General features: G+C 65.4%; 25 protein-coding genes and 1 tRNA gene. 18 read left to right on the forward strand and 8 right to left on the reverse strand.

The features are described 5' to 3' along the window. Positions 1–155 precede the first annotated feature (155 nt). The 14 genes from AC3D24_RS17830 to nadA all read left to right on the forward strand — a co-directional run bounded on the left by AC3D24_RS17830 (position 156) and on the right by nadA (position 11,263). The gene (locus tag AC3D24_RS17830) at positions 156–866 is read left to right on the forward strand and encodes a CoA transferase subunit A (RefSeq protein WP_489032450.1); all 711 of its coding nucleotides are present in this window, start codon (positions 156–158) and stop codon (positions 864–866) included. A 110-nt stretch (positions 867–976) separates the two neighbouring features. Beyond that, entirely contained in the window at positions 977–1,798 is an 822-nt protein-coding gene (locus tag AC3D24_RS17835) for a 5'-nucleotidase, lipoprotein e(P4) family (RefSeq protein ID WP_489032451.1), read from the forward strand. Next, positions 1,798–2,106 carry a DUF5076 domain-containing protein gene (locus AC3D24_RS17840; RefSeq protein ID WP_056047204.1) on the forward strand — a complete coding sequence of 103 codons (309 nt, stop codon included), beginning with the start codon at positions 1,798–1,800 and terminating at the stop codon, positions 2,104–2,106. The genes AC3D24_RS17835 and AC3D24_RS17840 overlap by 1 nt, the downstream gene beginning before the upstream one ends. After that, a complete protein-coding gene (locus AC3D24_RS17845) occupies positions 2,106–2,741 on the forward strand; it encodes a CoA transferase subunit B (RefSeq protein ID WP_489032452.1) in 636 nt (211 codons plus the stop codon). The genes AC3D24_RS17840 and AC3D24_RS17845 overlap by 1 nt, the downstream gene beginning before the upstream one ends. After that, positions 2,741–3,622 carry an alpha/beta hydrolase gene (locus AC3D24_RS17850; RefSeq protein ID WP_489032453.1) on the forward strand — a complete coding sequence of 294 codons (882 nt, stop codon included), beginning with the start codon at positions 2,741–2,743 and terminating at the stop codon, positions 3,620–3,622. The genes AC3D24_RS17845 and AC3D24_RS17850 overlap by 1 nt, the downstream gene beginning before the upstream one ends. 223 nt (positions 3,623–3,845) lie before the next feature. Further along, positions 3,846–5,282, forward strand: coding sequence for a 3-isopropylmalate dehydratase large subunit (gene leuC, locus AC3D24_RS17855; RefSeq protein WP_489032454.1), 1,437 nt, complete (start codon positions 3,846–3,848; stop codon positions 5,280–5,282). Positions 5,283–5,379: 97 nt separating this feature from the next. Continuing rightward, on the forward strand, positions 5,380–6,009 hold the full coding sequence (gene leuD, locus AC3D24_RS17860) for a 3-isopropylmalate dehydratase small subunit (protein WP_132897718.1): 630 nt from the start codon (positions 5,380–5,382) through the stop codon (positions 6,007–6,009). Continuing rightward, positions 5,972–6,970: an NADPH:quinone oxidoreductase family protein gene (locus AC3D24_RS17865; protein ID WP_489032455.1), complete on the forward strand. Its 999-nt coding sequence runs from the start codon at positions 5,972–5,974 to the stop codon at positions 6,968–6,970. Before leuD ends, AC3D24_RS17865 begins: the two co-directional genes overlap by 38 nt. A gap of 338 nt (positions 6,971–7,308) precedes the next feature. Then, positions 7,309–7,632 (forward strand): DUF1476 domain-containing protein, encoded by a 324-nt coding sequence (locus tag AC3D24_RS17870; RefSeq protein WP_489032456.1) that lies wholly within the window; start codon positions 7,309–7,311, stop codon positions 7,630–7,632. Between the two features lies 1 nt (position 7,633). Next, positions 7,634–7,864, forward strand: coding sequence for a BolA/IbaG family iron-sulfur metabolism protein (locus tag AC3D24_RS17875; protein ID WP_489032457.1), 231 nt, complete (start codon positions 7,634–7,636; stop codon positions 7,862–7,864). A 10-nt stretch (positions 7,865–7,874) separates the two neighbouring features. Continuing rightward, entirely contained in the window at positions 7,875–8,198 is a 324-nt protein-coding gene (gene grxD, locus AC3D24_RS17880; RefSeq protein WP_489032458.1) for a Grx4 family monothiol glutaredoxin, read from the forward strand. Positions 8,199–8,681: 483 nt separating this feature from the next. Further along, positions 8,682–9,539 (forward strand): MBL fold metallo-hydrolase, encoded by an 858-nt coding sequence (locus tag AC3D24_RS17885; RefSeq protein ID WP_489032459.1) that lies wholly within the window; start codon positions 8,682–8,684, stop codon positions 9,537–9,539. Further along, the gene (locus tag AC3D24_RS17890) at positions 9,521–10,249 is read left to right on the forward strand and encodes a DUF4230 domain-containing protein (RefSeq protein ID WP_489032460.1); all 729 of its coding nucleotides are present in this window, start codon (positions 9,521–9,523) and stop codon (positions 10,247–10,249) included. The genes AC3D24_RS17885 and AC3D24_RS17890 overlap by 19 nt, the downstream gene beginning before the upstream one ends. A 27-nt stretch (positions 10,250–10,276) precedes the next feature. Continuing rightward, a complete protein-coding gene (nadA, locus tag AC3D24_RS17895; RefSeq protein ID WP_489032461.1) occupies positions 10,277–11,263 on the forward strand; it encodes a quinolinate synthase NadA in 987 nt (328 codons plus the stop codon). 68 nt (positions 11,264–11,331) lie between these two features. Here nadA and AC3D24_RS17900 read toward each other — a convergent pair whose 3' ends face one another. After that, the gene (locus AC3D24_RS17900) at positions 11,332–11,487 is read right to left on the reverse strand and encodes a hypothetical protein (protein ID WP_489032462.1); all 156 of its coding nucleotides are present in this window, start codon (positions 11,485–11,487) and stop codon (positions 11,332–11,334) included. Between the two features lie 168 nt (positions 11,488–11,655). Here AC3D24_RS17900 and nadC point away from each other — a divergent pair, with 168 nt between their 5' ends. Both nadC and AC3D24_RS17910 read left to right on the forward strand, forming a co-directional pair. Further along, a complete protein-coding gene (gene nadC, locus AC3D24_RS17905) occupies positions 11,656–12,531 on the forward strand; it encodes a carboxylating nicotinate-nucleotide diphosphorylase (RefSeq protein ID WP_489032463.1) in 876 nt (291 codons plus the stop codon). 38 nt (positions 12,532–12,569) lie between these two features. Continuing rightward, on the forward strand, positions 12,570–13,283 hold the full coding sequence (locus AC3D24_RS17910) for a ribonuclease T2 family protein (RefSeq protein ID WP_489032464.1): 714 nt from the start codon (positions 12,570–12,572) through the stop codon (positions 13,281–13,283). 159 nt (positions 13,284–13,442) lie between these two features. Here AC3D24_RS17910 and AC3D24_RS17915 read toward each other — a convergent pair whose 3' ends face one another. From AC3D24_RS17915 to rpsA, 5 genes are all read right to left on the reverse strand, one after another. Then, on the reverse strand, positions 13,443–13,868 hold the full coding sequence (locus AC3D24_RS17915) for a DUF4112 domain-containing protein (RefSeq protein ID WP_489032465.1): 426 nt from the start codon (positions 13,866–13,868) through the stop codon (positions 13,443–13,445). A 5-nt stretch (positions 13,869–13,873) separates the two neighbouring features. Beyond that, a complete protein-coding gene (locus tag AC3D24_RS17920; protein WP_489032466.1) occupies positions 13,874–15,316 on the reverse strand; it encodes an ABC transporter substrate-binding protein in 1,443 nt (480 codons plus the stop codon). An 11-nt stretch (positions 15,317–15,327) separates the two neighbouring features. Continuing rightward, a tRNA-Leu gene (locus tag AC3D24_RS17925) sits at positions 15,328–15,411 on the reverse strand. A gap of 105 nt (positions 15,412–15,516) precedes the next feature. Next, a complete protein-coding gene (gene ihfB / locus AC3D24_RS17930) occupies positions 15,517–15,795 on the reverse strand; it encodes an integration host factor subunit beta (RefSeq protein ID WP_489032467.1) in 279 nt (92 codons plus the stop codon). Positions 15,796–15,956: 161 nt separating this feature from the next. Continuing rightward, positions 15,957–17,675: a 30S ribosomal protein S1 gene (gene rpsA / locus AC3D24_RS17935; RefSeq protein WP_056060414.1), complete on the reverse strand. Its 1,719-nt coding sequence runs from the start codon at positions 17,673–17,675 to the stop codon at positions 15,957–15,959. Positions 17,676–17,951: 276 nt separating this feature from the next. Here rpsA and AC3D24_RS17940 point away from each other — a divergent pair, with 276 nt between their 5' ends. Next, on the forward strand, positions 17,952–18,209 hold the full coding sequence (locus tag AC3D24_RS17940) for a SemiSWEET family transporter (RefSeq protein WP_056486791.1): 258 nt from the start codon (positions 17,952–17,954) through the stop codon (positions 18,207–18,209). 287 nt (positions 18,210–18,496) lie between these two features. Here AC3D24_RS17940 and cmk read toward each other — a convergent pair whose 3' ends face one another. Both cmk and aroA read right to left on the reverse strand, forming a co-directional pair. Next, entirely contained in the window at positions 18,497–19,135 is a 639-nt protein-coding gene (gene cmk / locus AC3D24_RS17945; protein WP_056051420.1) for a (d)CMP kinase, read from the reverse strand. 1 nt (position 19,136) lies between these two features. Beyond that, positions 19,137–20,471 (reverse strand): 3-phosphoshikimate 1-carboxyvinyltransferase, encoded by a 1,335-nt coding sequence (gene aroA, locus AC3D24_RS17950; protein WP_489032468.1) that lies wholly within the window; start codon positions 20,469–20,471, stop codon positions 19,137–19,139. A gap of 99 nt (positions 20,472–20,570) precedes the next feature. Here aroA and AC3D24_RS17955 point away from each other — a divergent pair, with 99 nt between their 5' ends. Then, positions 20,571–20,897 (forward strand): TIGR02300 family protein, encoded by a 327-nt coding sequence (locus AC3D24_RS17955; RefSeq protein ID WP_031395784.1) that lies wholly within the window; start codon positions 20,571–20,573, stop codon positions 20,895–20,897. Positions 20,898–20,916: the final 19 nt, after the last annotated feature.

The raw sequence follows: 20,916 nt of genomic DNA on the forward strand, positions 1-20,916 counted from the left end.
GGAGGAAAGGGAAACCGACGTTCCGCGTACCTCCCCCTCCGTCACCTTCGGCGACACCTCCCCCTGGCGGGGGAGGATCGTGAAAAGTCGATCTAGCCTAAGTTGCCGACCGAGCATCGCCGCCTTATGCGAGGCCAAAGACCTGAGGAGGATGCATGGCGAACAAGCGCTACACCGACGCGGCAACGGCACTCGAAGGCGTGCTGTTCGACGGCATGACGATCTGCGCGGGCGGGTTCGGGCTGTGCGGCATCCCCGAGCGGCTGATCGACGCGATCGAGGCGTCGGGCGTGCGTGACCTGACGATCGCCAGCAACAATGCCGGGATCGACGGGCAGGGCCTCGGCAAGCTCCTCCGCTCGCGTCAGGTGAAGAAGATGATCTCGTCCTATGTCGGCGAGAACAAGGAGTTCGAGCGGCAATATCTGAGTGGCGAACTCGAGGTCGAGTTCTGCCCGCAGGGCACGCTCGCCGAACGTTGCCGGGCAGGGGGGGCGGGGATCCCCGGCTTCTACACCAAGACCGGCGTCGGCACGCAGGTGGCCGAGGGCAAGGAAACGAAGGTCTTCGACGGCCAGGAATACATCCTCGAACGCGGCATCCGCGCCGATCTCGCGATCATCAAGGGCTGGAAGGCCGACGAGACCGGCAACCTCATCTTCCGCAAGACCGCGCGGAACTTCAACCAGCCGATGGCCACCGCGGGGAAAATCTGCGTCGCCGAGGTCGAGGAGATCGTCTCCGTCGGCAGCCTCGATCCCGACACGATCCACCTGCCGGGCATCTACGTGAAGCGGATGATCGTCGGTTCGCCGTACGACAAGCAGATCGAATTCCGCACCGTCCGCGAGCGGGTTTCCGCGTGATCCACTCTCGGTTCTCCTGCGAACGCAGGAGCCCAGGGTCGCGAGCGTTGCGGGCAGTATTATGGGCGCCTGCGTTTGCAGGGGCACTCGCGCTGCAAGGATGCGTAAGCGTGTCCGCGCCGACCTCGATCGCAGCGACGCCGACTGTCTCCGCCCCCGTCACCGTCGACGGTGTCCCCGCCGGCATGCAATATCTCTACGCATCAGGCGAAGCCGCCGCGGTCAGCATCCAGGCCTGGAACGCGCTCGTCGGCTACGTCCGCGCGCAACGCACGCCAACATCCGTCGTCCTCGCCCAAGGCGTCTCGCTCGCCGCCCCCACCTGGACCCCCTGCGGCACCAAGCCCAAAGCCGCCGTGTTCGACGTCGACGAAACCGTCCTCCTCAACCTCGGCTTCGAATACGACGCATCCTCTGGCCAACCCTGGTCCGATCCTCGCTGGCAGGACTGGGAGCGCACCGGCGTCAAGCAGGTCGCCCCCGTCCCGGGCGCGCTCGCCGCGCTCACCCAACTCCGTGCGATGGGCGTCACGGTGATCTTCAACACCAACCGCTCCGCCGCCAACGCCGCGCAGACCGAGGCCACGATCGAAGCCGCCGGCCTCGGCCCCGCGCGCCACGGCGAGACGCTGTTCCTCGCCGGCGACGACGCGATGGGTTCCAAGAAGGACGGCCGCCGCGCGAAGATCGCCGCGAAATACTGCGTCGTCGCGATGGGCGGCGACCAGCTCGGCGACTTCAGCGATCTGTTCAACGCCGGCCAGACCCCCGCCGTGCGCCGCGCCGCGGTCCAGTCACCCGCGATCGCGGCGAGATGGGGCGCAGGGTGGTTCGTCCTGCCCAACCCCGTCTACGGCACCGCGCTCAAGGGCAACCGCGACGAGGTATTCCCGCCAGCAGTCCGCTGGGCCCCGACTGGAGGCGTACGCTAATGGCCGACCACCCAAACGCGATCGCGCTCGACAAGGGCGCGCAACTCACCAGCGAATCGGTCGAGGTCGCGCGGATCTGGATCACCAACGGCGCCGGCAGCAACGTGCTGATCGACGCCGGCATCCTCGAGGACCCGACCGTGTTCGGCTACCTCCTCGCCGACACGATTCGCCACGCCGCGCGCGCCTATGCGGGCACCTGGGGCCTCGACGAGGACGCCGCGTTGCAGGCGATCGTCGACGGCGTCGGCACCGAACTCCGCGAACAATTCACGACCATCACCACCATCCAGGAAGGAATGCACTGATGCCCTGGGACCGTAACCAGATGGCCGCGCGTGCGGCGCAGGAACTGAAGGACGGCTATTACGTCAACCTAGGCATCGGCATTCCGACGCTGGTCGCGAACAACATCCCCGACGGCATGACCGTCACGCTCCAGTCCGAAAACGGCATGCTCGGGATCGGCCCGTTCCCCTATGCGGGCGAGGAGGACGCCGACCTGATCAACGCCGGCAAGCAGACGATCAGCGAGCTCCCCTCATCGGTGTATTTCAGCTCGGCGGACAGCTTCGCGATGATCCGCGGCGGCCATATCGACCTGACAGTACTCGGCGCGATGGAGGTCAGCGAAGGCGGCGACATCGCCAACTGGATGATCCCCGGCAAGATGATCAAGGGCATGGGCGGCGCGATGGACCTCGTCGCGGGCGTCAAGCAGATCATCGTCGTGATGGACCACAATGCCAAGGACGGGACGCCGAAGTTCATCCCGTCGTGCACGCTGCCGCTCACCGGCAAGAACGTGGTGGACATGATCGTCACCGACCTGGCGGTATTCCAGCGCCCCGACCACGACACCCCGTTCAAGCTGGTCGAACTCGCCCCCGGCGTGACCGCGGACGAGGTCGCGGCGAAGACGACGGCGCACTACACCACCTGATGAAACGCGCCGCCATCCTCATCGCGCTGATCGTGATCCTGATCGCAGGCACGGCGTTCACCGCGGGCCCCGGCACGCTCAGCGTGCTCGATGGCATGATGGGCGGTGGTCGCGGGACCGCACGTGTCCGCGAAGGCGTCCCGTTCGGCACGCACGGGCAGAAGCTCGACGTCTGGCGCCCGTCGGGTGGCGCGAAGACCGGGCTGCCGGTGCTGATCTTCTGGTACGGCGGCGGCTGGGTCCACGGCTCGCGCGGCGCCTATGCGTTCGCCGCGCGCGCCTACGCGAAGGCGGGCTACGTCGTCGTCATGCCCGATTATCGGAAAGTGCCCGACGTGCGCTTTCCCGCCTTCCTCCAGGACGGCGCCGAAGCGGTAAAATGGACCCGCGACCACATCGCGGAGGCTGGCGGCGACCCGAACCGGATCGCCGTCGCCGGCCATTCCGCCGGCGCCTACACCGTCGCGATGCTGTCGCTCGACGAGCGCTGGCTGAAGGCGGAAGGCGTCGACCCGCACATCATCAAGGCCGCTGTCGGCCTGTGCGGGCCGTACGACTTCTATCCCTTCACCGCGAAACGCGCGATCGACGCGATGCAAGGCGCCGCCGACCCTGTAATGACCCAGCCGATCCACTTCGCGCGCGCGGACGCCCCGCCGATGCTGCTGATCACCGCCGGCGACGACACGCAGGTCAAGCCGCACAACGCGATCAACCTCACCGCGCGACTGAAGGCGCTCGGCGCGCCGGTGACGCACATCGATTATCCTGGCCTCAGCCACGAGAACGTCGCGATGGCGCTCTCGAAGCCGTTCCGCGGCAAGGCCCCTGTGCTCGCCGACAGCGTCGCGTTCCTGAACGCGGCGATGCCCGCGCGATAGACTCGCCCCACCCCGAAGTCCGTCACCCCAGCGAAAGCTGGGGTATCCCAGTTGGCGGATACCGCGACCCAAACCGCGAGATACCAGCTTTCGCTGGCATGACGGATAGGGGGGGCGGCGGGCGAACGATCTTCTCCCGATCGCACCACACGTCCGCCTGAGCGACCGAAAATTACATCGAACCTTGGCCTCGCACCCCTTTTCGGTTAACGCGCGCTCCATCATGGCTACTCCACAAACGCTGTACGAAAAGATCTGGGCGGCGCACGTCGTCGAACGCCGCGACGATGGCACCTGCCTGATCTATATCGACCGCCACCTCGTCCACGAAGTCACCAGCCCGCAAGCCTTCGAAGGCCTCCGCGTGGCAGGCCGCAAGGTCCGACGCCCCGACCTGACGCTCGCCGTCCCCGATCACAACCTTCCGACCACTGCGCGCAAGGACGCCGCCGGCCGCGTCCTGCCGATCGCCGACCCCGAAAGCGCGCAACAGCTCGACGCGCTCCGCCGCAACACCTCCGAGTTCGGCATCGACTATATCGACGCGACCGCGATCGAGCAGGGCATCGTCCACGTCGTCGGCCCCGAGCAGGGCTTCACGCTGCCCGGCACGACGCTCGTCTGCGGCGACAGCCACACCTCGGCGCACGGTGCACTCGGCGCGCTCGCGTTCGGTATCGGCACCAGCGAGGTCGAGCACGTCCTCGCCACGCAGACCTTGCTCTTGTCGCAGGCCAAGACGATGGAAGTCCGCGTCGACGGCGAACTCGGCTTCGGCGTCAGCCCGAAGGACGTCATCCTCGCGATCATCGGCAAGATCGGCGCGGCAGGCGGCACCGGCCACGTCATCGAATTCACCGGCAGCGTGATCCGCAACATGTCGATCGAAGGTCGCCTGACGATCGCCAACATGTCGATCGAGGCGGGCGCGCGCGCCGGCCTGATCGCACCAGACGACACGACCTTCGCGTATCTCAAGGGCCGCCCGATGGCCCCGACCGGCGAGAACTGGGATAAGGCGGTGACGTGGTGGCGTAGCCTCGCCACCGATCCCGGCGCGCGCTACGACAAGTCGGTCACGCTCGACGCCGCCGATATCGCCCCCGGTCTCACCTGGGGCACCAGCCCCGAGGACGTCGTGCCGATCACCGGATTCGTACCCGAACCGTCGAGCTTCGCCGACCCGGCCAAGCAGGCCGCCGCACAGAAGTCGCTCGATTACATGGGCCTCACCGCCGGCACCGCGATGCGCGACGTGCCGATCCAGCACGTCTTCATCGGCAGCTGCACCAACAGCCGTATCGAAGACCTCCGCGCCGCCGCAGCGATCGCCGACGGCCGCCATGTCGCCACCGGCGTCCGTGCACTCGTCGTGCCCGGGTCGGGCCTCGTAAAGCGCCAGGCAGAAGCCGAGGGGCTCGACCGGATCTTCATCGACGCCGGTTTCGAATGGCGCGAGCCGGGCTGTTCGATGTGCCTCGCGATGAACCCGGACAAAGTCCCTGCGGGGGAGCGTTGCGCTTCCACGTCGAACCGCAATTTCGTCGGCAGACAGGGTCCCGGAGCGCGCACGCATCTGGTATCACCCGCGATGGCGGCGGCGGCGGCGGTAACCGGCAAGCTGAGCGACGTCAGAGAGTTGATGGGGGAAAGAGCGTGAAGAAGGTTTTCGTACTGCTGGCGGCTGGCGCAATGCTCAGCGGCGTCGCGGCCTATGTCGCATCGGCGCGTGTGGTTCCGGAGCGCACGGAACAGCGATGACTCCCGTCACGACCGTCTCGGGCCGCGCCTATCCCTGGGGCGCGAAGAACATCGACACCGACGTCATCATCCCGGCGCACTGGCTGAAGACCATCACGCGTACCGGCCTCGGCCGTGGCGCGTTCGAGACGGTCCGCGCGCAACCCGGCAACATCTTCGACGACCCGCGTTATGCCGGATCGCCGATCCTCATTGCCGGCGATAATTTCGGCTGCGGGTCCAGTCGCGAGCACGCCGCCTGGGCTCTCGCCGACATGGGCATCACCGCCGTGATCGCGCCTAGCTTCTCCGACATCTTCTCGGGCAACGCGTTCAAGAACGGCATCGTCCCCGTCGTCCTGCCGCAAGAGGCGATCGATCGCCTGATCGAAGTCGCCAAGGACCAGATCGTCACCGTCGATCTCGAGACGATGACCGTCACTACCCCGTTCCAGGACCGCTTCACCTTCGAACTCGACGCATTCCGTCGCCAGTGTCTCATGGAAGGGCTGGACGAAGTCGGCCTGACGCTGGCAAGGGATACCCAGATTTCGAAATTCGAGGAGGCGGTCGCATCGAATCGCCCCTGGACGACGGTGGAGAGCGGGTATGCGAGCATTGGTGTCGAAGGCAGTCGGCGGACCTGAAACTCTGGAAATGGTCGAGTTGCCAGATCTGGTAGCCGGCCCCGGACAGGTCGTCGTCGCGGTCAAGGCCTGCGCGATTAACTTCCCCGACGTCCTGATCATCGAGGACAGATACCAGTTCAAGCCACAACGCCCGTTCGCACCGGGCGGCGAGATCGCCGGTACGATCGACTCGATCGGCGACGGTGTCACCGGCTGGGAAGTCGGCGACCGCGTCATCGCGATGCTCGGCCACGGTGGCCTGTGCGAGCAGGTGATCGCCGACCCTTCCAAGCTCTACCGCCTCCCCGAAGGCCGCAGCTTCGCCGAGGGCGCGTCGCTGATCCTCACCTACGGCACCACGATCCACGCGTTGCTCGACCGCGGTCACATCAAGGCGGGGCAGACGTTGCTCGTGCTCGGCGCAGCCGGCGGGGTAGGACTCGCTGCAATCGAACTCGGCAAGGCGTTCGGCGCCAAGGTCGTCGCCGCGGTTTCGTCCGAAGAAAAGGCGGCCGCCGCCAAGTCCGCCGGCGCCGACGAAACGCTGATCTACGCCCGCGCCCCGTTCGACAAGGACCAGTCGAAGGCCCTTGCCGAGCAGTTCAAGGCCGCGGTCGGTCGTGACGGCGCGCACGTGATCTACGATCCGGTCGGCGGCGATTATGCCGAGCCGGCGCTGCGTTCGATCGCCTGGGAGGGCAAGTATCTCGTCGTCGGCTTCCCCGCCGGCATCCCAAGGCTCCCGCTCAACCTGACGCTGCTCAAAAGCTGCGATGTGTGCGGCGTATTCTGGGGCGCCTTCGCGGCGCGCGATCCAAAGGCGAACCAGGCGCATATCGAAACGCTGTTCGACCTGTGGGCGGAGGGAAAGATCGCGCCGCGGGTCACGAAAGTCTTCGCGTTCGAAGACGGTGGCAAGGCGATCGCCAAGATGGCGGCACGCGGTGCGATTGGAAAACTCGTGGTCGAAGTCGGCTGATCGCTACGGGCGATCGGCCGATCCTCGCAATCGTCAGATGAATCCGTACGCGATAACGCCGATCGCGACCCACATCGCTATCGACGTGAGAATTCCGTACACAAGTCCATGTACCACACGCGGCGCAGACCGTGCTGGGGATCCAATACCGGGCGGCGGTGCCGATAGCGTCGTCATGATCACTCTCCTGTCCGCGCACTGTGTCACGTGACTGACTTATATATCGTTACAACTGCACCATTGTTCCAGTAGTTTTTGTACGTTTCTCCCGATTGTTGCGCAGGCGCCTCCCGCGACCTATCTCGGTGGCGAAGACGAGACTGAACGGGGACTGCGCAATGACCATTTTTGACGACCGCGAACGCGCCAGCGAGGCGAATTTCGCGCGCGAAGAAGAGATGGCTTTCCGAATTACGGCACGGCGCAATCGTCTGCTGGGGGCCTGGGCCGCGCAGGAGATGACGCTGACGCCTGAGGAAACCGATGCCTATGCGACTGCGCTCGTCCACGCCGACATGGAAGGCGGCGGTGACGACGACGTCGTGCGCAAGCTCGTCGGCGACCTGACGGCCGCCGGCCTCGACCATGATGAGGCGACCGTTCGGCGCGCGCTCGCACAGCAGATGATCGAAGCGCGCCGTCAATTACTGGAGGCGCATTGATATGCCGATGGCCGCCGACGATATCGAGAAGATGATTCGCGACGCGATCCCCGATGCCCATGTCGAGATCACCGATCTGGCCGGCGATGGCGATCACTACGCCGCGAAGGTAACCGCCGCGAGCTTTGCCGGGATGAGCCGGGTGAAGCAGCATCAGTCGGTCTACGCCGCACTCGGTGGCCGCATGGGCGGTGTCCTGCACGCATTACAGCTTACGACCGCAATTTCCTGAGGACCAGTACATGACCGACGATTCCAGCACCCGTATCGACGCCCTCGTAAAGGCAAGCCCCGTAGTGCTTTTCATGAAGGGCAGCCCGCTCTTCCCACAATGTGGTTTTTCGAGCCGTGCGATTGCAATCCTCAATCACCTCGAAGTCGAGTTCGAGAGCGTCGATGTGTTGCAGGACCAGGGTATCCGCCAGGGCATCAAGGCCTATTCCGACTGGCCGACCATCCCGCAGCTTTATGTGGATGGTGAATTCGTCGGCGGCTCCGACATCATGATGGAGATGTACGAGAGCGGCGAGCTGAAGCAGCTGTTCGAGACGCAGAAGGCTGGCTGAAGCCCAAACCTCGTCCCTGCCTCAAAGCTCACCCCGCAAGTCGTCACCCACCCACAAGTCGGCACCCAGCCACTAGTCGTCACCCCAGCGAAAGCTGGGGTATCAGCATAAGGCGGGCGGCATCTGTATCGAGGGAGACCCCAGCTTTCGCTGGGGCGACGGAGTTTGGGGGGCGACGTCGGCTGGCTAGTCAGGAAGCCGTAGCTCAACCTTCAAGTACGTCGACGGTCCAAAGTGGCACCGGGGAGGGTGGATCGACGCGAGACCGGACGGAAGCGGTCGATCCACCCTGCATGAACGTGGGTACGTTCGGTGACACTCCAGACTATGCAGTCTGCGTGCCAATCTTGTTCGGCCCCCAATTTATGCGGCGCTCAGTAGTTAACGGCCGTTCTGCGTCCGATCGACTTGTAAAGAACGGCGACATTCGGCCGAAACGGCAAGGGTCTTGCTATCGCCGCGCGGAGCCGCCATCTCCGATTCATGGCTGAGCATCCGACCGGTATCCCGATCCAGCTCGAGCCGCTGGTCGTCCGCGTGCTCGCGCCCAACGCATCGCCGTACACATATACCGGCACCCAGACGCACATCGTCGGCACGACCGATCTCGCGGTGATCGATCCCGGTCCCGACGATCCCGCGCACCTCGACGCGCTGATGCGCGCGATCGGCGGCCGCCCAGTAAAGGCGATCGTGGTCACGCATCACCACCGCGACCACAGCCCCGCGACGAGGCCGCTTCAAGCGATCACCGGCGCACCGATCGTCGGCGCCGCGCCCTTCGATCTCGACGACGAGGGCGCGCGCGCGGATGCGTCGTTCGATGCCGACTACGCTCCGGACCGAGTGCTGACCGAAGGCGAGACGGTCGTCGGCGACGGTTGGACCCTCGAAGCGATTGCGACGCCTGGCCACACCTCGAACCATCTCGCCTTCGCGCTGCCCGAAACCAACGCGCTGTTCTCCGGCGATCATGTCATGGGCTGGTCGACGACGATCGTCTCGCCCCCCGACGGCAACATGACATCCTACATGGCGAGCCTCGAAAAGCTGATGACCCGCGACGACCGTGTATATTACCCTGGCCACGGCGAAGCAGTCGAAAAACCGCAGCGCCTCGTCCGCGGCATGCTCGGCCACCGCAAGCAGCGCGAGGGCCAGATCCTTCGCCTGCTCCGCGAGGGTGCGCGGCCGATCCCGGCGATGGTCGAACGCATGTATGTCGGCCTCGACGCGCGCCTGCTGGCCGCGGCCGAGCGCTCCGTGCTCGCGCATCTCTACGACCTGCAAACGCGGGGTCTCGTGATCCAGGAAGGGCAGGCATGGCAGACGACCGCATGATCGAGCCGGTCCGCAAGGGCGGCGGCGTGGGCGGGTTCCTCGCCAAGGCGGTAGGCGTCGTCGTCATACTCGTCCTCGCCGCGCTGCTCGCGCTGTGGGGCGTGCAACGGTACGTCAGCGACCGTCTGGCGCCGGACCCCACGACGATCGCCAGCGCCAGTCTCGAAGGCCTGCGCGAACAGAACCGGCTGTCCGCGTTCGCCGCGCGCTACGTCGCTGTCGTCACCTCCAAACAGTCGCAGCTCGGCTTCACCACCGAGAAGACGCTGATCATGCCCGGCATGGTCCGCTACGAGGTCGACATGGCCAAGCTCACCCAGGCCGATGTCGCGTGGGACGGCAGCACCAAAACGCTTTCGGTGCGCCTGCCCGCGGTCGAGGCGGATGGCCCGCAGGTCGATCTGAACGCGGTCCGCGAATATGGCTCGGGCGGCGTGCTGACCACCTTCACCGACGCCGAAAAGCGTCTCGACGCGGCCAACCGCCGCGCCGGCCAGATCGAGCTGATCCGCCAGGCGCGCGAGCCCGCCATGATCAAGCTTGCCCGCGACGCGACGCGCAGGGCCGTGGAACGCAGTTTTGCGATGCCGCTGCGGGCCGCCGGAATCGACGCCAGCGTCGCGGTGCGCTTCGCCGACGAGCCGGTGGCGAGCAATGAACGCTGGGACACCTCGCGCTCGCTGCAGGACGTGCTAGGGAACCGCCGGTAGAAGACGGGCAACACTCGGGATACGACTATGGAATTGAACCAGAACTTCGCCGGCATCGACATCCGCGCCGAGATCGAGCGCCTCCGCAAGGAGAAGAACGCCGTCATTCTCGCGCATTACTACCAGAAGCCCGAGCTTCAGGATCTCGCCGATTTCGTCGGCGACAGCCTCGATCTGTCGCGCAAGGCGGCGGCCACCGACGCCGACGTCATAGCGTTCTGCGGCGTGCGCTTCATGGCCGAGACCGCCAAGATCCTGTCGCCCGACAAGATCGTCATCCTGCCCGACATGGATGCCGGCTGCAGCCTGGAGGACAGCTGCCCGCCCGAGCAGTTTGCCGCCTTCCGCGCCAAGCATCCCGATCACATCGCGCTGACCTACATCAACTGCTCGACCGAGGTGAAGGCGCTCTCCGACATCATCGTCACGTCGTCCTCGGCGGACACGATCCTCGCGCAGATCCCGCTCGAGCAGAAGATCATTTTCGGTCCCGACCGCAACCTAGGCGGCTATCTCGCGCGGAAAACCGGCCGTGACATGCTGCTCTGGCCCGGCGTCTGCATCGTCCACGAGGCGTTCAGCGAGACCGAGCTGATGAAGCTCAAGGCGCAGCACCCCGGTGCGCCCGTCGTCGCACACCCCGAATGCCCGCCGATCATTCTCGACCACGCCGATTACGTCGGATCGACGCGCGGCATCCTCGATTACGCGCTCGCGATGCCGGGCGACACGCTGATCGTCGCGACCGAACCGCACATCATCCATCAGATGGAAAAGGCGCTTCCGAACAAGCGCTTCATCGGTGCACCGGGCGCAGACGGCAACTGCAACTGCAACATCTGCCCGTACATGGCGCTCAACACGCTCGAAAAGCTGTACGTCGCGCTTCGTGACCTGTCGCCGCGGATCGAGATCGAGGAGGGGCTTCGCCTCCAGGCGAAGAAGAGCCTCGATCGCATGCTGGAGATGGCCTCAAACACCGTCGGCAAGGGCGATCTGGGCCCTGCTCGCTGACGACGCACTAATGGCCTGAAGCAACGGTTCGGCAGCTTAGGCTGCCGGACTCAACCGCGCAGGATCACTTACGAGGTCGGAAAGACGTTCGGCTCGCCCAACTGCGACAGCGCCTGATCGATGTGAATCGCGACGATCGGAAGGTCGAGCTGATCGGCGATCGCCAGCGCCTCGCCAAGCAAAATGCCCAAGCGGGTCGTATCAGCCATGGTTTCAACGATCATTCTTACAATTCCTCGGATATAGCCCTGCTAACTCTTAACGGGCAGCGTAGTTCCCGCCATCGCAAAAAATTATCCGATGAATCGATACTGCGCTGAATTTGCTGTCTTCCCCAGATGTTTTTTGGCACCGGCTCCGGACGCGCGACGCCATGTCGAAGGGAACCGAAATTGACCGCAGCTTCGCCCGATCTTGCTCTCTCGAACGGCGATCTGCCAAATTTCGATCTCAACGCTTTCGTCGCGGCGACGCTGCACGAGGATCTCGGTACGATCGGCGATATCACGTCGGCGGCGGTCATTCCGGCGGACGCCCGGTTCACAGGTATGATGGACAGCCGTGATGCGATCGTCGTCGCCGGGCTCGACATTGCCGAAGCTTTCTTCCGCGCGCTAGATCCCGATGTCCGCATCGAACGGCTGGTGAACGACGGTCAATCGGTCGCCGCCGGGACCGATCTGATGCGGCTCGCAGGGGCAGGGCGAGCGATGCTCACCGCCGAACGGTCGGCGCTCAATACCGTCCAGCATCTGTCGGGCATCGCCACGCTCACCCGCCGCTATGTCGATGCGATGGCGGGCACCGGCGCGATCCTGCTCGATACGCGCAAGACGATCCCGGGCCTGCGCGTGTTGGAGAAATACGCGACCCGGATGGGCGGCGCGCAGAATCACCGCATGGGGCTGTGGGATGCGGCGATGATCAAGGATAATCACGTCGCGGTGGCCGGCGGCGTGACGGAGGCCGTCCGACGCGCAAGGGATGCGGGGATCGCGCACATCATCGTCGAGGTCGACAGCGTCGACCAGATCGAACCGGCGCTCGCCGCCGGCGCGACGCATCTGCTGCTCGACAATATGGCGCCGGCGACGTTGCGCGGTGCGGTGACCCTCGTCGGCGGCCGCGTGCCGACCGAGGCATCGGGTGGCGTCAATCTCGACACGATCCGGGCGATCGCGCAGACCGGCGTGACTTATGTCTCGGTCGGGCGCTTGACGCAGTCGGCCCCGGCGGCGGATATCGGTCTCGACTTCACGGCCGCCTGACGTCGAACCTGACGCCGATACTGACGAAGGACCTCCGCATGATCGCAAGACTGACCCTGGCCGCCGCCGCGCTGGCCTTGCCGAGCGTCGTGCAGGCGCAGGCCTATCAATGTTCTACCCCTGCCTCCGTCGAGCGCATCCGTCCCGACCTGCCGTCCGAAAGCCAGCCGAAGCGCGATATCCCGATCGGCAGCTATACGCTGGCGATTACCTGGGCGCCCCAATATTGCCGCGACAACGGCGATCGCGCGTCATCCACGTTTCAGTGCGGCGCGGGCAACCGGTTCGGCTTTACGCTGCACGGGCTGTGGCCCGACGGGATCGACAAGGACTGGCCGCAATATTGCCGCGCTGCAGAGTTCGTGCCGCCACCGGTGATCCGCGCGCACCTGTGCACCACGCCGTCCGCGCAGCTGCTCCAGCATGAATGGGCGAAGCATGGCACCTGCATGCCCGGCTATCGGCCGGCCAAATATTTCAACCAGTCGGCCGGGCTTTACGGCAAGCTGCGCTATCCCGACATGGACGCCCTGTCGCGCGCGCCGCTGAATGCAGGTCGGTTCGCCGCGGCGATGGCCGCCGCCAATCCAGGACTTAAGGCCGACATGATGCGCGTGACCGCCACTAGGCAAGGTTGGCTCGACGAGGTCTGGATCTGCCTCGACCGCCGCTTCCGCTACCGTCGCTGTCCGGTGCACCAAGGCGGCCTCGCACCGACCGCACCGCTGCAGATCTGGCGCGGGAGTCGCTAGAGAGCGGACGACTAATCATCACCCTCGCGGGGAGGCAGGCATCAGCCGGAAATAGGGCGAGGAAAGGGAAACCGCTATTGCGTGTCCTCCCCCTCCGTCTGGCAAGCGCCCGGCACCTCAGCCTGGTGGGGGAGGAAGCAACTGCAGACGTCGCTCCCCTTACCCCTCCAGCGTGGTCGTCGACGGGTAATGCTTGTCGAGATGCCGCTTGATAATCTTCAGGTTGCGCGTGTTCGAGCGGAAGAAGAAATCGGGGATCGCGCCGACGAACGGGATCATCCCCAGCGCCCAGTCGACACCGATATTGCCGAACATCCGTGCCATTTGTAGCTTCGACATGCCGATGTTGCGCGCTTCCCACGCCATCCATGCGCCGATCGCCGCGGCGATGGTGCTGCCGGCGAACGGGATGATGTCCAGGACGACATCCATGCCGACCTTGCGGTTGGTGCCGGGGATGACGAACAGCCCTTCCATCACCCGCTCCATCGCCTCGACGCGGCGGCGGACCGACAGGGCGTCCTGACCCATCGGCAAATTGCCCAGGTTCAAGCCGTTGGTGAAGCGGGTGGCGCGTTGGTTCATCGATCTCAGTTGGTGTCGCTACGCAACCGGTTCAACGGGTGCCACGCGCGCACGTTGGGCTGCCACTGTCGCAGCCGAGCCGACACCAGCGACCAGCGCAGCGGTCGCGCCAGCGGTATGAACGCCACGTCCTCGTTGAGCGCCGCATCCGCCGCCGCGATCCGCACCCCGCGTTCGGTCAGCGTCGGCGCCTCGCGCGCCGCCTCCAATGCTGCCTGCGCAACATCGCCGCACACAATGCAGGCTCGCGCCAGATACCAGCGCGCACTGTCATAGGGCGCGACCGCATCGACGAGTTGCAGGTCCGCCGGCGCCTCCAGCGAAACGCGGATCGGCGTGATCCCGATCGCGACGAGCGAGGCCGCGACCTGACCGTATAGCAACGTCGCGCCCGGCCCGGCCGGCAGCGCGATCCGAAGCGTGATTGGCCCGTCGGTCCACGCCACGACCCGCTGTCGGGCCGCCGCACGCCGCTCGTCCTGGGTCAGCAGCGTCCACGCCGGAACCTGCGGCAACGATGCGGAGTCGAGAATATCCGGCAAGATGCGATCCGCCGGGTCCCAGGCTGGCGCGATCGCGGCGGTCAACGCCGCGCGATCGATCGACTCGGCCACCGCCGCGCGGTTCGTAGCATCGGCCAGGAACCCGTCGCGCCGGACGATCGCGAGGCCGAACAGGCCGACCGCCGGATCGACGCGGACGTTGGCTGGTGCGATGTCGGTGGTCGCGAGCAGCGGCCAGTCGACGAAGCTTCCCCCACTCACCAAATCGGAATCCCGATTGGCAAAGCGCGCGATCGCCCGCGCCGCGCGTTCGCCGATCAGACGGACGTCCTCCTCCGGCTTGGCCTCGCGCTGGTCCTCGGGATCCGCCTGGCCGGGATCGAACGCCGGGCGCAGCAGGGGCGCCCGGCCACGCCTCGCGACGCGGAACGGTCCGCTGCCCCCAGAAGGCCGCAGCCGCAACAACGCGAGTTCGGGTTGCGCGAACAGCTTCAGCAGGTCGGGACGGGGACGCGACAGCCGCACTTCGATCACCTGCGGCGTCATCACGACGATCTCGTCGATTGCGGTCAGGAACGGCGCGAGCGGATTGCGCGAATTGGGACCGATCTGGCGCTCCAGCATCGTCACCACCTGTTCGGCGGTGACCGGCGTATCATCGCCCCAATTTCCCTCGCGCAGGCGGAAGATGTAGCTCATCCCGCCGTCGATCACGATCCAGCGCTCGGCGAGACCCGGCTCGATCTGACCCGCGGCATCGAACCGGACGAGCCCCTGCGCGGTGGAATCCATCATCAGCCGGCTCGGCGTGTCGAGCGCGACACGACTGGCATCGGCAACCCGCGGCGCGGCGCCGATCGCGCTCACGATCACTGCGCCGGTATCGGGCCGGCGGTCACACCCGCTCAGCGCACCGCCGGTCAGCGCAAGGCCGCCAGCGAGCAAGGCAATCTTGATGGTGCGGACGGCGGGACTCGAACCCGCATTCCTAGGGAGGGAGATTTTAAGTCTCCTGCGTCTACCGGTTTCGCCACGTCCGCACACGGCACCAACAAGACGAGGTCGCGCGCAGGGTCAACCCATCTTGCTCGCTAGGGCGCATAATCCTGCGTCTTTACGCAAGAGCCGCGCTCGATTGGTAGCGCTCACACATTGAGGCGTGCGCGCATTTCCTTGCCGGGTTTGAAATAGGGCACGCGCTTCGCCTCGACCGCGACGACTTCGCCGGTCCGGGGGTTGCGGCCCGTGCGCGCGTCGCGTGCACGCGTCGAGAATGCGCCGAAACCGCGCAGTTCGACCCGGCCATCGGCGGCCAGTCGCTTGGATATCTCGTCGAAGAAGGTGCTGACGATCAGCTCCACTTCGTTAGGCTGCAGGTCCGGATGCGCCTCGGCGATCTTCAGGACCAGTTCAGATCGGATCATTCGAGCCCCCGCCCATCTGGAAACACTTACACATTGATACAGGTCAACATGCGAACCATTAGCACTAATCGGGGGCCAGTCAAAAACCAAAGTGGTCCAGACATGAAAAAGCCCGGCATGTTCGAGACATGCCGGGCGATTTCGTCGTCAGGCGGTTAGCCTTACTTCTTCTCGGCGTCCGTGCGAGCCTTGAGGGCCTCGCCCAGGATGTTGCCGAGGGTCGCGCCGGAGTCCGACGAACCGTACTGCGCAACAGCCTGCTTCTCTTCCGAGATCTGCATGGCCTTGATCGAGAAGGTCGGCTTCTTCGAACGATCGAAGCCGGTGACCATCGCGTCGAACTTCTGGCCGACCTGGAAACGCTCCGGACGCTGCTCGTCGCGATCGCGACCCAGATCCGTGCGCTTGATGAAGCCGGTCGCGCCATCGTCGCCCTGCTGCACTTCGAGGCCCGCGTCGCGGACTTCGAGAACGGTCACGGTAACGATCGCGTTCTTGTTCAGCTTGTCGCCTGCTGCTGCGATGCCGCCGGCCGATGGCCCGCCACGCTCGAGCTGCTTCATGCCGAGCGAGATACGCTCCTTCTCGGCGTCGATGTCGAGCACGACGGCCTCGACGGTCTCACCCTTGCGATGCAGGTTAAGCGCGTCCTCGCCCGAAACGCCCCATGCGATGTCGGACATGTGGACCATGCCGTCGACGTCGTTGTCGAGGCCGATGAACAGACCGAACTCGGTCGCGTTCTTGACTTCGCCTTCGACGGTCGAACCGATCGGATGAGCGGCAGCGAAGGCCTCCCAAGGATTGGCCTGAGCCTGCTTGAGGCCGAGCGAGATGCGACGCTTCTCGGAATCGACTTCGAGGACCATGACGTCGACTTCCTGCGAGGTCGACACGATCTTGCCCGGATGGACGTTCTTCTTGGTCCAGGACATTTCCGACACGTGGACGAGGCCTTCGATGCCCGCTTCCAGCTCGACGAACGCACCATATTCGGTGATGTTCGTGACGCGGCCGGTGAGCTTCGCGCCGACCGGATACTTGACCATCGCGCCATCCCAGGGATCGCTTTCCAGCTGCTTCATGCCGAGGCTGATGCGCTGGGTGTCCTTGTTGATGCGGATGATCTGCACCTTGACGGTGTCGCCGATGTTCAGGACTTCGCTCGGGTGACCGACGCGCTTGTAGCTGAGATCGGTGACGTGCAGCAGGCCATCGATGCCGCCGAGATCAACGAACGCACCGTAATCGGTGATGTTCTTGACGACGCCGTCGATGATCTGGCCCTCGGCCAGGCTGAGGATCAGGCCCGAACGCTGCTCTGCGCGCGTCTCTTCGAGAACGGCGCGACGCGACACGACGATGTTGCCGCGCTTGCGGTCCATCTTCAGGATCTGGAACGGCTGGGGGATGTCCATCAGCGGGGTGACATCGCGCACGGGGCGGATATCGACCTGCGAACCGGGCAGGAATGCGACGGCGCCGTTCAGGTCGACGGTGAAGCCACCCTTCACGCGGCCGAAGATCACGCCTTCGACGCGGGTCGTCTTGGAGAATTCGGTTTCCAGCTTGTCCCACGCGGCTTCGCGGCGTGCGCGATCGCGGCTGAGCATCGCTTCGCCGTGGACGTTCTCGACGCGGTCGACATAGACTTCGACTTCGTCGCCGACCTTGAGGTCAGCCTTCTGGCCCGGCGCTGCGAATTCGCGAAGCGGCACGCGGCCTTCCGACTTCAGACCGACGTCGATGACGGCCATGTCGTTCTCGATGCCGGTCACGGTGCCATGCACCACGCGGCCCTCGAAGCTGTCGGCGTCGCCGAGCGTTTCGTTCAGCATCGCCGCGAAATCGTCGCGGGTCGGCATTACCTGGGTTGCCATAGAATTCAGTAATCCTAGTCTGTTTCCGGCCAAGCGGTTGGGTCCGCTGGTCTTGGCCTTCGTTGCCGCGACGACCGAACGCCGGCGCAGCATCCGGACGGCACGAGGCTGCGGAGGACGTAGACGCTGAATGCGAAAACGGCGCGTGAGACTCGAGGGTCTCCGCGCCTTCCTCCACGAGCATCGCTCGCCGGACGGTTCCGTATAGCCGAAACCCCGTCTCGGAGCAAGTTCGCCGCTGCTTCGTTAGGGGCCGCTCACAACAGGAGCGAAGATTTGAACGAACGCGGCATTCTCGTGCTGGGCTGGGTCGCCACCGTGACGGCGATCGTGATGTACCTGTCGTACATCGACCAGATCATGTTGAACCTTGCGGGTCAGAAGGGATCGGTGGTCCAGCCGTTCGCGACGATGGTAAATTGCGCGCTGTGGGTCGGGTATGGGTTTCTGAAGGACAAGCGGGATTGGCCGATCGTCGTGGCGAATTTTCCGGGGGTGGTGTTCGGGGCGGTGGCGCTGGTTACTGCGCTTTAGGGGAGGGCGGGGAGCGTCGCTGTGAGCGCCGGGCTGGGCCATATAACGCACGGCGCCCCCGCTTACTTGTTCTCCCGCGAAGGCGGGAGCCCAGTCTGGGGCCCCGCCTTCGCGGGGAAACAACATTGGGCCGCGGTAGCTCACCCCAACAGAGCAACCACCCCGGCGAAGGCCGGGGCCCAATTGGGGGGGCGTTGCTAACTAAGGACCGCCCTTCGTTACTGCGGACGTTCCAATTGGGCCCCGGCCTTCGCCGGGGTGGTGCGCCCGTCCGGGTGGGCGGAGGCTTAAACCGAAGCGGCCTTTTTCGCCCGCTGCGCTTCAACCAGCGCAACAGCCCGTTGCACCGAAGCCTCTATCGAAAGAAAACTCGTATCCAGCAACGCAGCATCCGCCGCCATCACCAGCGGCGCAGTAGACCGCCCGCTATCCCGCGCATCCCGCGCCCGAATATCCGCCAGCACGCGATCCTTGCTCGCCGTCCCGCCCCGAGCCTGCAACTCCGCATGCCGCCGCTGCGCGCGAATATTCGGCGTAGCCTTCACGAACAGCTTGGCATCCGCATCCGGCGCGATCACCGTCCCGATGTCGCGCCCGTCGAGAATCGCGCCACCCTCCTGCGCCGCGAACCGCTTCTGCCGGTGCAGCAATGCCGCGCGCACCAGTGGATGCGCCGACACTACCGACGCCAGCGCGCCGATATCGTCATCACGCAACGCCGGATCGCTCAACAGCGCGTCGCTGAAATCGCACGCCGCGACCGCGTCGGCCTCGGTCTCCGGATCGAGCCCCATCCGCGCGACGCTCAATGCCACGGCCCGGTACAACAGCCCGGTATCGAGATACGGCAGCTTGTAATGCTTGGCCAAGGCGCGCGCGATCGTGCCCTTGCCCGATGCTGCCGGACCGTCGACTGCGATGATCATCTTACTTCCCCCGGCCGGTCAGCGCATCGAGCGACCGGAAGAACACGGGATAGCTCGTCGCCACCGGCGATACATCATCGATCGTGACGGGCTCAAGCGCGCCAAGTCCAGTCACCACCATGCTCATTGCGATGCGGTGGTCGAGTTTCGAGGCGATCCGAGCGCCACCGCGAATCGCCGCGCCGCCCGACCCGGTGATCGCCATGCCGTCCTCATACTCTTCGCAAGGAACCCCGCAGGCTTCGAGCGCGATACGCATCGTCGTGATCCGGTCCGACTCCTTGACCCGCAACTCATGTGCGCCGCGTGCGACGGTCGTGCCGGTCGCGAAGGACGCCGCCACGAACAGCACCGGATATTCGTCGATCATGCTCGGTGCGAGATCGGCCGGCACCTCGATCGCGGTCAGAGCTGCATGCCGGACGCGCAGGTCCGCGACCGGCTCGCCGCCGACGGTCCGCGGGTCTAGCTCGGTAATATCCGCGCCCATCATCCGCAAAGCCGTGACGATCCCGATCCGCGTCGGGTTCAGCCCGACATTGCGCACGACGATGTCCGAACCCGGCACGATCGACGCCGCGACCAGCCAGAACGCCGACGACGACGGATCGCCCGGCACGACGATATCCTGCGGCTTCAAGTCCGCTTCGCCGGTGATCGAAATGATCCGCCCGGCCGCGGTTTCCTCGACGGTCAGCTTCGCGCCAAACCCGGTCAGCATCCGCTCGCTATGATCGCGCGTCGCGACGGGCTCGATAACCCGCGTGATCCCCGGCGTGTTGAGGCCCGCCAGCAAAATCGCCGACTTTACCTGCGCCGATGCGACCGGCAGCGTGTATTCGATCGGTACCGCCGGGCAGATTCCGCGTACCATCAGCGGCAGCCGCCCGCCCGGTGTAGACGTGATGTCCGCTCCCATCTGCGACAGCGGCTCGATCACGCGCCCCATCGGCCTACCCGACAGCGAAGCATCGCCGGTAAAGGTGCAGGTGATCGGATGGCTCGACACCAGGCCCATCAGCAACCGCGTCGACGTGCCAGAATTGCCCATCTCCAGCGCAGTCTCGGGCTGGAGCAATCCGCCCACGCCGACGCCATCGACCGTCCAGATCCCGTCCTCGCCACGCTCGATCGTCGCGCCCATCGCGCGCATCGCAGCAGCCGTGGCGAGCACGTCCTCGCCCTCCAGCAGCCCCTCGATCCGGCTGGTGCCGACCGCGAGGCTCGCGAACATCAACGCGCGGTGGCTGATCGACTTGTCGCCGGGGACCGCGATCGAACCGGTCAGAGGACCGCGCGCGACGACGTCCATCGAAGTGGGGAGGGGGTGTGCCATGGGGTCGGGCTTTTGACAGTGGCCTTGCGCTATGGCAAGGCGCGCCCACTTTGCGAGGGTATCCCCCTGCAATCCATTCATCCGAAAGGTTCTATCGGCATGATCAAGCCGGAATGGGGCACGAAGCGTTCGTGCCCGAAATGCGCGACGCGTTTCTACGACCTCGAAAAAGCCGACCCCGTGACCTGCATCGAATGCGGGTATGCATGGGAGCCCGAGCCCATCCTGAAGTCGAAGCAGCCGCTGCCGTTCGAGGTCGCCAAGCCCGACACCAAGAAGCCCGACGCGGATCTCGAGGGTGACGAGGAAGAGGATATCGCCTCGATCACCGGCGAGGACGAAGAGCCGTCGGCCGACGACGAAGTCGATCTCGGCGGCGACGACGATCTCGGCGTCGAGACGCCGCAGGACGAGCACGAGCGTTAAGTGCAATAAATTTGGCAGG

The sequence above is a fragment of the Sphingomonas sp. SL1004 genome (assembly GCF_057815015.1).